Here is a 13,139-nt window from a genome sequence, read left to right as displayed (position 1 = left end):
GTGTCCCGGCCGCGTGGCGCCACCTTGCGGGATGTCGCCGTCCGCGCCGGGGTTTCCACCGCGACAGTTTCGTTCGTGTTGAACGATTCCAAACCGGTCGCGCCGGAAACCCGCGCCCGGGTCGAAGCCGCCCTTGCCGCGCTGGACTATCGCATGAGTTCCTCGGCCCGCGCACTGCGCACCGGACGTCATCAGGCGATCGGGCTGCTCCTGCCTGATCTTGCCAATCCGTTCTTCCCGGCTCTCGCCCAGGCCGTGACCGATGCGGCGTGGGCGCATCGCCACGCCTTGATCCTCGCCAGCAGCGGCAGCGATACCGCAACCGAGGCGGAAGCCCTCGCGGCGCTGGCCGAGCGCGCCGACGGCATCATCTGGATTCCCGGCACCGAATCCCCGGTTCATCGCCCCACCGGTCCTGCCGTGATCCTCGATCGTCCGAGCCCGGCCTTCGCCTCCTATGACAGCATCGCTGCCGATCATCACGAAGGTGGCGCGCTGGTCGCCGCTGCGTTCCACGCTCAAGGCCGCCGCAGGATCGGCCTGCTCGCCGGTCCTGCTAGCTCCCCGAGTGCCGCAGGGCGCGCCGAAGGCTTTCTTGCCAACGCGTCCGGTCTCGACATCATCTGGCATCATGAAGTCCCTTTCGCTCTCACTCTGCCCGAACCCGCTTGCGCCTGGCTGGCCGACCCCCGGCTCGATGGTATCTTTGCCGCGAGCGACGTGGTGGCGATCGGCACACTTCGGCGCCTTCGCGCACTGGGCCGCGCCGTGCCTGATGATGTCGCGGTGATCGGGTTCGACGACATTCCCTGGGCCGCCCTCACCGAGCCGCCGCTCACCACGATCCGCCAACCTGTGGATGCCCTCGGCCGCAGCGCGGTCGAAACCCTGCTCGCCCGCATCGCCGCTCCCACTGCCCCGGTCGTCCATCACCGGCTTGCGGTGACCTTGATCGAGCGAGCCAGCACGTCCGCATCGGGGCATGTCGCATGATCGTCCTCGGCAGCGCCAATATGGATATCGTGGTCCGTACCGAACGAGCGCCCCATGCGGGCGAAACGCTGCTCGGTCACGATTACGCCCTCTACCCCGGTGGCAAGGGGGCCAATCAGGCCGTCGCCGCCCGCCGCGCCGGTGCCGAGGTCCGGTTTATCGGCTGTCTGGGTCGCGATTCCTATGGGGACAAGCTGTACCAGACGCTTGCCGCCGAGGGCATCGACGCCAAAGCCATCATCCGCACCGCCATTCCCACGGGTGTGGCCATCATTACTGTCGAAGGCACCGGCGAAAACCGCATCATCGTGATTCCCGGCGCCAACCATGCGCTTACCCCCGCCGATCTCCCGGAAACGTTCCCGTCGGGCACCATTCTGCTCGCGCAGCTCGAAATCCCGATCCCGGTCGTGCTCGCCGCTGCCGCCGCAAATCGCGCCGCCGGGGGCACCACCATCCTCAATGTCTCGCCGGTCGCGGGGGTCGATCCGGCAACCCTCGCTGCGCTGCGCGACGCCGCCGATATTTTGCTGGTCAACGAAGCCGAAGCGTCATGCCTGCTGGCATCCGACCATCTCGCCTCACCGGAGGCCGCTGCGATCGACCTCGCCGCCGATCGCCGTGCCGCGATCGTCACCCTCGGTGCCGCCGGCGTGGTCTGGGCCGCGAACAATGCCACCAGCGTCGTCCCCGGCCATCTGCCATGCCACCCGGTCACCGTGATCGACACGACCGGTTGTGGCGATGCCTTCGCCGGAGCTTTCGCCGCCGCCATCGAACGTGGTGCCCCTATCCAAAGCGCCGTCGCCTTCGGCAACGCGGCGGGCGCGCTCGCGGCGACACGGCACGGCGCGCAACCCGCCATGCCTCGCGCCGATGAAATCGCAGCCCTGCTCGAACCCTGACCGTTCACCCCTGACGAGGATACGCCCATGCTTCGCGGTATCGATCCCCTGCTCACCGCCGACCTGCTCCATGCGCTCCGGGCTATGGGGCATGGCGACACCATCACCATCGTCGATGCCAACTTCCCCGCAGCCGCCTGCGCGCGCCGCCTGATCACGGCTCAGGGCAGCGACGTCACCACCATGTTCCGTGCGATCATCGCGATCCTCCCGGTCGACGACTTCATTCCCAAACCCTTGCTCACCATGCAGATCGTCGGCGACCCCAGCACGGTTCCGCAAGCCGTGGCGGAACTCCACGAGGCGACCACCGCCGCCGGGCTCGACACTGGAAGCCTTGGTACCGTCGAACGCCACGAGTTCTACCGGCGGGCCCGTGATAGTTTCGCGATCGTCGCCACCGGCGATCGCCGCCTCTACGCCAATATCATCATCACCAAAGGCGTGCTTCGCCCGGTGGGATAACAGCTATCCGCGCCGTCAGGCCAAGCTGAGTTCGGCCTGACTCGCGGCTCGCCGGCTGCTTTCAACCCTCGATTTCGGCCCGGCCAAACCGGCGGAAGACACATCCGGCGGTTGCATTGTCATGGGCGAACGTCTTTTTACGAGATTATGAGCAAGTAACCACACGTTGACTAATTTTATGTTTCATAATATTTTTAATTGAATAATTCGAAAAATTCGTCTTAACGTGGACACGATCCTGAGTTGGTTCCTGATTTATGGACAATCTGCCGTCATTCCTGCCGAACGCGACCGACGGGCGGACGCGTCCCGCGCCAGCGGTCAGTGCATACCCGGCTCCCGCGCCGCTGCCGACCCAGTCGGGGCCGTGCGGAATCCGATTCGATTTCAATGATGGGTGCCGGGTCGCGCTGCCCCGCGGCGATGGCCCCTGGCACGTGGTTTTGCGCGACCGCCTCACCGGCAACATCCTGTTCGATACCGAACTCGATGAAGGCCTCGTCGTCAGTGCCAAGCGCTACGCCGTTCCGTTCCGGATCGAAATCTCGCAATCGGGTCGCGACGTGTTCACACACGATCAGAATTGTGCGGATCGGGCCGTCCACATCGCCTTTCCCGTCGGCACGCTGGGCGACATCCTCGGCTGGTTCCCTTATGCCGCGCGCTATCAGGAAATCCACCGCTGTCGCCTGACCTGCTCGATGGCCGCGAACCTCATTCCACTCTTCGCGGCGACCCATCCCGAAATCACCTTCCTCGACCACGATGCGGTCGATACCGGAAATTTCTACGCCACCTATTATCTTGGCCTGTTCTTCAACGACGATGAACGCCGCCGGCAACCGTGCGACTTCCGCCTCGTCGGGCTGCACCGCACCGCCGGCTATATCCTCGGCGTCGATCCCACCGAAACCCCGCCGCGCATCGCACGCCCGGCCCCGGCACCCAAGGCGTCATCCCCCTATGTCTGCATCGCGGTCCAGAGCACCGCTCAAGCCAAGATGTGGAACAATCCGGAAGGCTGGCACAAGATCGTCGCGTTTCTGAAGGATCGCGGCTACCGCGTCGTCTGCATCGACCAGAAGCGCGTCGGTGGCAGCGGCATGGTCTGGACCCATATTCCTCACGGCGTCGAGGACATGACCGGCGATCATCCGGTGCTCGAACGTGCCGAGCTGCTGCGGGGTGCCGCGTTGTTTGTCGGACTGTCGAGCGGCCTGTCTTGGCTTGCCTGGGCGGTGGGCACCCCGGTCGTGATGATTTCCGGCTTCACCCACCCGCTCAACGAATTCGCCACCCCCTACCGGGTGATCAACTACCACGCCTGTAATTCCTGCTGGAACGATCCGCGCGTTGCGTTCGACCATAAGGATTTCCTCTGGTGCCCGCATCACGCCGGTACTCCCCGCCAGTTCGAGTGCACCCGCCTGATCACCGCCGAACATGTGATCGGGGTGATCAGCACCGTGCCGGGCTTCGCAACCGAAAAATCTCCCCCACCGACCGACAACACAAGAGGATCCTTCGCATGAGCGGAACCACGATCAGCAGCGCGACCAAAGTAGGTTCAGGTACAACGATCAGCGGCGCGACAGTGGCGGCAGGCGGCATTCTGGAAGTGCTCGGCGGCACCATCTCGGCGATTTTGGTTACATCAGGCGGCACTGCGCTTGCGGCTTCAGGCGTTGCCGACGGCGTCACGCTTCAAAACGGTGCGATAGGCGGGTTTGTCCTCGGGGCGAACGTATCCGGTACCGCCGTCTATGCCGGTGGCCGCTTGTTCGATGGATATTCAGGCTATGCCGGTGCCACGATTTCCAGCACCGTAATCGATGGCGGGTCGCTCACCGTTTCGAGCGGCGGGGTGGCGGATGGGAATATCGCTCTTAACAGCGGCTCCATCACGGTCGTCTCCGGCGGCACCGCTTCGGGCAGCGTGATCGAGAGCGGCGCTCACATCACAGCAGATGGTGGCACCATCCTCGGCGTTGACCTTGGCAATTCGGGGATCGAAGTCGTCGTAAGCAGCGGCAGCGCCAGTGGCACGACGGTCTATAGCGGCGGCGTCCAGCTCGTCCTGACCACAGGCACCGTTCAGAATACGACCGTCGACACCGGCGGCATTCAGTATGCCGGTTTCACCAGCGGTAAAACGACGTCTGCCGGCGGAACGCTCATTTCCTCGGTGATCGACGGTGGCAATCAGTCGGTGCTGAGCGGCGGCGTAGCGATCGGAACGACCATCACGGCCAACGGTCAGGAAACCGTCTACAGTGGCGGCACCATCAGCGGCTCCACACTCGGGGTGGATGGGAATTTGCTGTTGAATGCCGGAGCGGTCGTCAGCGGCGCGATCGACTTCACCGGCGCCGGTGCCACTCTGGGGCTCGACGGGATCACCAACCTCAACAACGTCATCAGCGGATTCGATGCGACCGGTCCGAGTGAAGGCGATTCGATCTTTTTCGTCGGGGCCAGTTCCGCGGGACTCGGCACCGCGACCCTCGGCGCGGGCAATGTACTGACCGTGACCGAAGGCACCGCGACCTATACCGTCCACCTCGACCCGAGCCAAAATTTCGCAGGCGATCATTTCTCGGTCTCAGGTGGCGTTCTCAGCGTCTGCTTCTGCCCCGGCACCCGCATCCTGACCGCGCGCGGTGAAATCGCCGTCGAGTCGCTCGCGGTCGGCGAGACGGTGATCACTCACGACGGGCGGCTCGCCCCGATCGTATGGATCGGCCATCGCCGACTCGATGCCACCCGCCATCCGCGCCCCGAGCAGATCCGGCCGATCCGGATCGAAGCCGGTGCCGTCGCCGATCATATCCCCGCGCGCGATCTGTATGTGTCGCCCGACCATGCGCTCTATCTCGATGGCATGCTCGTGCCCGCCAAGGCCTTGGTCAACGGAAGGTCGATCGCCCAGGTCGAGCGCGATGCCATCGAGTATTATCATATCGAACTTCCCAGCCACGACATTTTGCTGGCCGAGGCGCTGCCGGTCGAAAGTTTCCTCGATACCGGCAACCGCGCCTTTTTTGCCGGTCAGCGCGACGATGCCATCATTCTTCACCCCAACATGATGCAGAGCGAGCGCGAAGCCCGCTCCTGCGCGCCCTTCACCGAATCGGGTCCGGCGATCGTCGCTCTGCGCCGCCGCATCCTCGCGCGCCTGCTAGTCGGGTCGCATACCAGCGATCCGGCCATCGTTCTGATTGCGGGCGAGCGGCGGCTTGAGGGCGTCCGGACCGGTGAACGGCAATGGTCGATCAACCTGTCGTCGATGGCGGGGGGGGCACGGCTTTCGAGCCGGGTATTCGTGCCCGCCCATGAAGACCCCGCGTCGGAAGATCGCCGCCGCCTCGGTCTCGATATCGCGAGCCTCACCCTCGACGGCACAAGGCTGAACCTTGCCGATGAACGTCTCGCCAAAGGGTGGTACGCCGCCGAACCGGCGCATCGCTGGACCGATGGCGACGCCGCTCTGCCTGCTTCACTCCTCGCGGGCGCACATCGCCTCACGATCGAGCTTGCGTCGGAGCCGACCTACCCCATCACGCGGGGCGCACCAATCGCCCGCCGTATGCTTGCCGGTCGCGCCCGCTGAGCCAAAAATCCCGGCTTTTCGGACGAAATGTGGTGTTATGACGCAAATGTCTCATAAATTACTGATTGACAATGTTTATGAGATAAACAATAACATTCAAGGTATTATCTTAAACGAGACACAAGGTGATACCCGGGTGAGGCGCAACGTCTACGGAAGCCGACAGCTTATCGGCGCTGCGTGCTGACCTGCCTGATTGTTACGGGGAGCTTGTTGGCAGGTGCCGTCAGCACTCTGGTCTGCGTTTTCAAAATCTAATGGGAGTTGAACCAAATGACGACAATTCGTGAACTTTCGACCACCGAAATCGACGCCGTCTCCGGCGGCACCATCTCCGTCTCCGGCGTCGGAACCCTTCTTGGTGGCGTGCTCGGCGATGTCAGCAGCGTGCTCGGCGGCCTGCTGGGCAGCCTGACCGGCGTTCTCGGTGGCCTGCTTGGCGGCCTCGTCGGTGGTCTGACAGGCTTGCTCGGCGGCCTCGGCCTCTGAGTTCCGGAATGGCGGCGGGTTGATCCCGCCGCCACGCCTCTTGGCGGGCGATCAGGGGAACCCGAAAATACGAAGTGGTGTGAATAATTCATTAGATCCTGGCAGTTGGTTATTGATATATCGATCAGCTCCTCTTGGATCTATTCAGCGGAGATAACGTTATGACTGAATCAACAATTACGGTTCCAACTGGTGCATCGTCCCTAACGCCTGAGCTTAATACAGTATATGATATTACATCTAATTCAACTATTATATTTCCGGAGACACTAACCTCCTTTGGAAATGACGATTACAACATCGCTAGCGGTAGCACGAACGTCACGTTCGTTATTCCTGATATAACGAATTTCTCAAGCATTCTCAATCAAGGAAACCCGCTTGATCCGTCAACCGGTTTTATCAGCAATTTTGATGGTGTGGAACGCCCCCTCTTCCTGGCGTTTAATAGCGGCGGTCTGCGGTAGGATGCCGGACCGTCAACATAGGAGGGCATGGCTATGAGTGAGATTGTAACGATTGGGTTGGATCTGGCGAAGAATGTTTTCCAGGTTCATGGTGTAGCGGCCGATGGCCGTGTAGTTGTTCGTCGGCAACTGCGGCGCTCGGATGTCCTGACGTTTTTCCGGAAGGTTCCCGCGTGCCTAGTGGGTATGGAGGCATGCGGATCGGCGCATTACTGGGCTCGTGAAATTGCTGCATTAGGGCATTCGGTGAAGATGATGCCACCTGCCTACGTCAAACCCTATATCAAACGTGGCAAGACGGACGCGGCGGATGCAGAGGCGATCTGCGAGGCCGTGACAAGGCCGACCATGCGGTTTGTTCCGGTGAAATCAGCCGAACAGCAGTCGGTGCTGATGTTGCACAAGACGCGTGAATTGCTGGTCCGCCAGCGGGTGATGCTGACCAATGCACTCCGTGCTCATCTCGGAGAATTGGGGATAATCGCCGCGCAGGGGCTGGTCGGGATGAAACAGTTGCTCGAGCTGTTCCATGGATGTGGCGCGACATTACCCGCACTTGCTCGGGACGCGCTGAATGGGGTGATCGCGCAGATCGAAAGTAGTGAACGTCAGATTGCGGCGATCGAAGCGAAGATCATGGCCTGGCATCGCGACAACGAGCGGAGCCGGCGGCTGGCGGCCGTTCCCGGCATCGGTCCCATCACGGCCAGTGCGATTGCGGTCAGTGTACCGGACGCGACGGTATTCCGATCTGGAAGGCAGTTTTCGGCCTGGCTCGGTTTGACCCCCCGATCGCACAGCAGTGGCGGTAAGGAGCGGAATATGGGCATCACCAAGCAGGGCGACGGATATCTGCGGCGTCTTCTCGTGGTGGGCGCGACGGCTGTGCTGCGCCACGCGCGGCAAAGTAATCCAAGCCGGGCGTGGGCATCTCGTCTGATCGATAGCAAGCGACCGAAGGTCGTAGCCGTCGCACTCGCCAACAAGACCGCTCGTATCGCCTGGGTGCTGATGGCAAAGGGACAAGAATATGTTGCGCCGTCGATCTGACCCAAAAGGTGGATCGCGTCTGGCGTGATAGAGATCGCGTAATGGTGCTGAGGAATGATGACGAACCGGTCGCATCCGGGAGTTGACGTAATCCGTTGGGCCAATGCGCTTGTCGAGCGCGCAATTTTGATCGGAAATCAACTCGCGGACTTCATCATGGCCAGCGTGGCTCTGCCACGCATTCAATAGGCCGTAGACATGACTGCATGCGATGATCGCCTCGTTCCACTTTTACCCTTGCGCGACGGGGGCGTTCCAGACATGGCCCGACCGACGCGATCGATCTCGGGGGTTTCACATCGGCAGACTTGGTAGGATACACGGTCATCCCTAACGGTGCCAATATCTTGGGCACCGAAGTCACCGAAATTCAGTTAACTCTTGCTAATCCGGCTGGCGGGATCTTAACCGACCAAGTCGAGATCGGCTTCGCCCCGGCGGTTTCCGGCGCCAAAGCCACAGTCACGAGTGGGCCCGGCGGCGTTCTGCAAATCACCGTCTGCTTCCTCCCCGGCACCCGCCTGCTCGGCGCTGCGGGTGAAATCGCGGTGGAAACCCTTCAGCCCGGCGATGAACTCATTACCGCGAGCGGTGCCCTGCGCCCGATCCGCTGGATCGGCCATCGCACGATCGACGCCACCCGGCATCCGAAACCCGAGACCGTCTGGCCGATCCGCATCGAAGCCGGTGCCATCGCCGATGGTCTGCCCGCGCGCACCCTCCATGTTTCACCTGATCACGCCTTGTTCATCGACGGGGCGCTGATCCCGGCCAAGGCGCTGGTCAATGGCCGCTCGATCGTTCAGGAGCGCCGCGACAGCTTCACCTATTATCATGTGGAACTCGACAGCCACGACATCCTGCTCGCCGATTCCATGCCGGTCGAATCCTACCTCGACACCGGCAACCGCAACTTCTTCGACGGTAACGAAGCCCCGACCGTGCTGCATCCCGATTTCGCCCAATCACTTCGGGTCGAAACCGGCTGCGCTCCGTTCATGGAAACCGGTGATCTAGTCCATGCCGTCCGTGCGCGGATTCTCGCCCGCCTCGCGGCTCCGACCATGACGCAGGACGCCCAGACGGTCGCCGTCAGCGCCGGTCTGCGCCTGCCGGTCATCAGCCTCGATCAGTCCACCCTGCGGATCGATCTGCCGGCTACCGCCTGCGATCTCACCCTGTCCTCGCGCGCCGTGGTGCCCGCCTGGATAGATGGCGCTTCGGAAGATCGTCGCAGCCTCGGCCTCGACGTTGCGAGCCTCACGCTGGAGACCGCTACCGGCACGATGCCGATCGACCGCGACAGCGCCGATCTCGTCACCGGCTGGCACGTGCACGAAACCGGCCATCGCTGGACCGACGGCGCGGCGATCATTCCGGCCCATATGCTGGAGGGCGGGAACGCCCTGATCATCCGCCTCAACAGCCTGCCGTCCTACCCGGTGGTCGGCCGCCAGACGGCGGCGATCGGCCAAAGCCTGCGCCTCTCGGCCTGATCACCGGCCCGCCTATCGGATGACACCGGCGCACGGCATGGAATTGACCCCATGCCGTGCGTTTCCATTGAATACCCGCCACGCCAAACCTCGATACCCACGGAAACGCCAGCACCAATGAAGGACCGCCATGCCGGATGATCTGTTCCGCCGCGACGTGCTGGACGGAAGGCAAGGCGAATGGATGGGTACCATCCGCATCGCCAGCCCGACCAGCCACTGGGTGTATGCAGGGCTCGGCGGCGTCATCGGCCTCGTTATTATTCTGTTTCTCGCCTTCGGCCATTACACCCGCCATCAGACCGTGCAGGGCACGCTGGTTCCGTCGCGCGGGCTGCTCAGCATCACCGCCTCGCTCGCCGGAACCGTCACCCGCACCTATGCGCACGATGGCGAACACGTGAAAGCCGGCCAGCCGCTGGTCGAGATTTCCGCGGACCGCGACAGTGCGAAGATCGGCCTGATCGATGCGCTGATCACCCAATCCCTCGATAATCAGGCCGCGCTCCTGCGCTCGGACCTCGATAACGAGAAAAGCCTGGTCGCGACCAAAAAGACCGGCTTGCTCGCCAAGCGGGCGATGCTCAAATCCCAGCTCGCCGAAATCGCCAGCCAGATCACGATCCAGCGGCAGGATGTCGCCAGCACCGAATCGGTCCTCGCCCGGTTCCACAGCATCGGCAACACGAAATTCATTTCCGCCCTGCAGATGCAGCAGCAGCAATCCACCGTGTTCGGTGCCCAGGCCGAGCTGAAGACGCTGCAGCGCGATCAGGTCGGCATCGAGCAGCAACTCGGCGATGTCGATAATCAGCTCAGGCAACTGCCGATGAGCGCCGTGAGCGAATCCAACGCGACGCGGACCAAGCTCGCCGACATCACCCAGGAACTCGCCCGCAACGCCGGTGGCCGTTCGATCATTCTGCGCGCTCCCTCCGCCGGGATCGTCTCGGCCATGGTGGTCGAGCCGGGGCAGGCCGTGCAGCAGGGCCAATCGGTCCTGTCCGTCATGCCCGCCGGCTCCGTGCTCCGCGCCCAGATGCTCGTGCCCAGCCACGCGGTCGGCTTCATCCACCCCGGGATGCGGCTCAATTTGCGCTACAACGCCTTCCCGTATCAGGAATTCGGCCAGCACCACGGCGTCGTTCTGTCGGTCTCGCGCAGTGCGCTGACCCCCGAACAGGTACTGGCCCTGACCCAGATGCAGACCAAGCAGCCGCTCTACCGGGTCATGGTCCGGCTCGACAGCCAGAACGTCGATGTCTATGGCCGCACCGAACATCTGCGCCCCGGCCTCGCCCTCGATGCGACCGTGGTGCTCGACCGTCGCCGCCTGATCCAGTGGGTGTTCGAGCCGCTCTATGGTCTCGGCGACAATCTGTTTCTCGGCAACCACCCCGCCCCGGCGCGAGGAACCCCATGAAACGTCCGAAACTCCGCCTTCCGGCCTGGCTGCGCGCATCCAATAACCACCCCGCCCCCTCCGAGGGTCTGGTCTCCGACATTCAGTTCGGCTTCGGGCGGAAGCTGCCGGTCGTGCTCCAGACCGAAGCGGCGGAATGCGGCCTCGCCTGCCTTGCCATGATCGCGGGCTATCACGGGTTCGAGACCGACCTGCCCAACCTGCGTCGCCGGTTTTCCACCTCCCTCAAGGGCGCGTCCCTCGCCCGGATGATCGAAATCGCGGGCGATCTCCGGCTCGACAGCCGCCCCCTGCGCCTTGAAATGCAGGATCTCGGGCATCTCCGCCTGCCCTGTATTCTGCACTGGAATTTCGATCATTTCGTGGTGCTGCGCGAAGTCGGCCGCACCCATGTGCTGATCCACGACCCCTCGCGCGGGGTCTGCAAACTCTCCCTTGCCGAGGTTTCGAAAAACTTCACCGGCGTCGCCCTCGAACTGTCCCCCGCCGCCGATTTCCGCCCCGCCGAAGCCAGGCAATCCGCCTCGCTCCGTGCGATCAGCGGCAATGTGAAAGGCCTCGGTTCGGCGCTCGCGCGGATCATGGTGCTCGCGCTTGCGCTCGAAGTCTTTGCGGTGGTCAGCCCGTTCTATATGCAATGGGTGATCGATCAGGTGCTGGTCACCGGCGATCGCGCCTTGCTCACCCAACTCGGCATCGGCTTCCTGCTCGTCGCGCTGTTCTCGGCGGTGATCACCGCGCTGCGCTCCTGGGTCGTGGTTTATATCAGCACCGTGCTCAGCGTGCAGTGGGCGGCCAATGTGTTCAGCCACCTGCTCCGCCTGCCGCTCGACTGGTTCGAGAAGCGCCATGTCGGCGATGTCGTCTCGCGCTATAGCGCGGTCAACAACATCCAGCATACCATCACGACCAATCTGGTCTCCGCGATCCTCGATGGCATCATGGCGCTGGTCACCCTCATCGTGATCGCGCTTTACAGTATCAAGCTGACCCTCATCGTCCTCGGGCTGTTCATCGTCTACGCGATCGCGCGGCTGCTGCTGTTCATTCCGCTCAAACGCGCGCTCGAAGACCGGATCGTGTTCACCGCGAAGCAACAGACCCAGTTGCTTGAATCGATCCGCGGGGTGCAAACCCTCAAGCTGTTTAACCTCCAGGAACAGCGCACCGCCCGCTACTCCAACGCCTTGGTCGAAACCGCCAACCGGGAAGTGAGCGTCCAGCGCCTCTCGATCGCATTCAACCTGCTCCAGCATCTGCTGTCCGGGGGCCAGAAGGTCGTGATCGTCTGGGTCGGCGCCCTGATGGTGATCAACGGTCACTTCACCGTCGGCATGCTGGTCGCCTTCATCACCTACGCCATTCAGGTGACCAGCCGGGGCGACGGGCTGGTCAATGCGATCATCGAGTTGAAAATGATGCGCCTTTACGGCGAGCGTCTTGCCGACATCGTGCTTCATCCGCCCGAACGGCACCTCGAAAGCATCTACGAAGGCCCTGCGCCGGACGCCACGATCGAACTCCGTAACGTCAGCTACCGCTACGCCGAGGACGATCCCTGGATCCTGCGCGAGTGCTCGCTCAAGGTCGAAGCCGGCGAGGCCCTTGCGATCATCGGCCCCTCGGGCGTCGGCAAGACCACGCTGGCGAAACTCATCCTCGGCCTGCTGCAACCCACCGAGGGCGTCATCCTGTTCGGCGGCATGGACATCACCAAGCTCGGGCTGAAACGTTTCCGTTCCCTGGTTGCCGCCGTGATGCAGGACGATCAGTTGTTCGGCGGCTCGATCGCCGACAATATCAGCCTGTTCGCGCACGATGCCACGAGTGAAGGGATCGAGGCCGCCGCCCGTCTCGCTGGAATCCATGATGAAATCGCGGCCATGCCGATGGGTTATCGGTCCCTGGTGGGGGATATGGGATCGAGCCTGTCAGGCGGCCAGAAGCAGCGCATCGTGCTTGCCCGAGCCCTGTTCCGCAACCCGCGTGTGCTGGTGCTCGACGAAGCGACCAGTCATCTCGATGTGGCCCGCGAACGCGAGGTTGCCGATGCGATCGCGGCGATGGCGATCACCCGCATCATCATCGCCCATCGCCCGGAAACCATCGCCCGCGCCGACAAGATCGTGGCCCTCGCCGATGGGCAGGCCCAGATCGTGCCGCGGGACGACTACTGGCGCCCGGCACCGGCGAAAACCAGATCCCGCCGCCGCGCCGAACCCTCCTGCACCTGAACCGCCG

11 protein-coding genes are annotated in these 13,139 nt (G+C 63.0%); all 11 read left to right on the top strand.

Annotated elements, in window-relative coordinates; translation table 11 throughout:
- On the top strand, positions 1-993 hold the full coding sequence (locus tag SIL87_RS06245; protein ID WP_319613328.1) for a LacI family DNA-binding transcriptional regulator: 993 nt from the start codon (positions 1-3) through the stop codon (positions 991-993).
- Positions 990-1,898 carry a ribokinase gene (locus SIL87_RS06240; protein ID WP_319613327.1) on the top strand — a complete coding sequence of 303 codons (909 nt, stop codon included), beginning with the start codon at positions 990-992 and terminating at the stop codon, positions 1,896-1,898. Before SIL87_RS06245 ends, SIL87_RS06240 begins: the two co-directional genes overlap by 4 nt.
- Before the next feature lie 27 nt (positions 1,899-1,925).
- Positions 1,926-2,363 carry an RbsD/FucU family protein gene (locus tag SIL87_RS06235; RefSeq protein WP_319613326.1) on the top strand — a complete coding sequence of 146 codons (438 nt, stop codon included), beginning with the start codon at positions 1,926-1,928 and terminating at the stop codon, positions 2,361-2,363.
- A gap of 257 nt (positions 2,364-2,620) precedes the next feature.
- Positions 2,621-3,895: an autotransporter strand-loop-strand O-heptosyltransferase gene (locus SIL87_RS06230; RefSeq protein ID WP_319613325.1), complete on the top strand. Its 1,275-nt coding sequence runs from the start codon at positions 2,621-2,623 to the stop codon at positions 3,893-3,895.
- Positions 3,892-5,973, top strand: a complete 2,082-nt coding sequence (locus tag SIL87_RS06225; RefSeq protein ID WP_319613324.1) for a Hint domain-containing protein — start codon at positions 3,892-3,894, stop codon at positions 5,971-5,973. Before SIL87_RS06230 ends, SIL87_RS06225 begins: the two co-directional genes overlap by 4 nt.
- Before the next feature lie 273 nt (positions 5,974-6,246).
- Positions 6,247-6,462, top strand: a complete 216-nt coding sequence (locus SIL87_RS06220; RefSeq protein ID WP_319613323.1) for a hypothetical protein — start codon at positions 6,247-6,249, stop codon at positions 6,460-6,462.
- Between the two features lie 161 nt (positions 6,463-6,623).
- Positions 6,624-6,929 (top strand): hypothetical protein, encoded by a 306-nt coding sequence (locus tag SIL87_RS06215; protein ID WP_319613322.1) that lies wholly within the window; start codon positions 6,624-6,626, stop codon positions 6,927-6,929.
- Positions 6,930-6,962: 33 nt separating this feature from the next.
- Positions 6,963-7,979, top strand: a complete 1,017-nt coding sequence (locus SIL87_RS06210) for an IS110 family RNA-guided transposase (protein ID WP_319613321.1) — start codon at positions 6,963-6,965, stop codon at positions 7,977-7,979.
- A 347-nt stretch (positions 7,980-8,326) separates the two neighbouring features.
- On the top strand, positions 8,327-9,475 hold the full coding sequence (locus SIL87_RS06205) for a Hint domain-containing protein (protein WP_319613320.1): 1,149 nt from the start codon (positions 8,327-8,329) through the stop codon (positions 9,473-9,475).
- Positions 9,476-9,605: 130 nt separating this feature from the next.
- On the top strand, positions 9,606-10,898 hold the full coding sequence (locus SIL87_RS06200; RefSeq protein WP_319613319.1) for an HlyD family efflux transporter periplasmic adaptor subunit: 1,293 nt from the start codon (positions 9,606-9,608) through the stop codon (positions 10,896-10,898).
- Positions 10,895-13,132, top strand: a complete 2,238-nt coding sequence (locus tag SIL87_RS06195) for a peptidase domain-containing ABC transporter (RefSeq protein ID WP_319613318.1) — start codon at positions 10,895-10,897, stop codon at positions 13,130-13,132. The genes SIL87_RS06200 and SIL87_RS06195 overlap by 4 nt, the downstream gene beginning before the upstream one ends.
- The last annotated feature ends 7 nt before the right edge of the window (positions 13,133-13,139 follow it).

The organism is Acidiphilium acidophilum (genome assembly GCF_033842475.1).
GTDB lineage: Bacteria > Pseudomonadota > Alphaproteobacteria > Acetobacterales > Acetobacteraceae > Acidiphilium > Acidiphilium acidophilum.
The sequence above is the reverse complement of the archived record's forward strand: the minus strand, read 5'-3'. Positions and strand labels throughout refer to the sequence as shown.

Bases quoted from the DNA above. Each gene is read 5' to 3' on its own strand.
- SIL87_RS06225 (WP_319613324.1), top strand. From the start codon at position 3,892: ATGAGCGGAACCACGATCAGCAGCGCGACCAAAGTAGGTTCAGGTACA.
- SIL87_RS06215 (WP_319613322.1), top strand. From the start codon at position 6,624: ATGACTGAATCAACAATTACGGTTCCAACTGGTGCATCGTCCCTAACG.
- SIL87_RS06235 (WP_319613326.1), top strand. From the start codon at position 1,926: ATGCTTCGCGGTATCGATCCCCTGCTCACCGCCGACCTGCTCCATGCG.
- SIL87_RS06195 (WP_319613318.1), top strand. From the start codon at position 10,895: ATGAAACGTCCGAAACTCCGCCTTCCGGCCTGGCTGCGCGCATCCAAT.
- SIL87_RS06210 (WP_319613321.1), top strand. From the start codon at position 6,963: ATGAGTGAGATTGTAACGATTGGGTTGGATCTGGCGAAGAATGTTTTC.
- SIL87_RS06200 (WP_319613319.1), top strand. From the start codon at position 9,606: ATGCCGGATGATCTGTTCCGCCGCGACGTGCTGGACGGAAGGCAAGGC.
- SIL87_RS06230 (WP_319613325.1), top strand. From the start codon at position 2,621: ATGGACAATCTGCCGTCATTCCTGCCGAACGCGACCGACGGGCGGACG.
- SIL87_RS06220 (WP_319613323.1), top strand. From the start codon at position 6,247: ATGACGACAATTCGTGAACTTTCGACCACCGAAATCGACGCCGTCTCC.
- SIL87_RS06240 (WP_319613327.1), top strand. From the start codon at position 990: ATGATCGTCCTCGGCAGCGCCAATATGGATATCGTGGTCCGTACCGAA.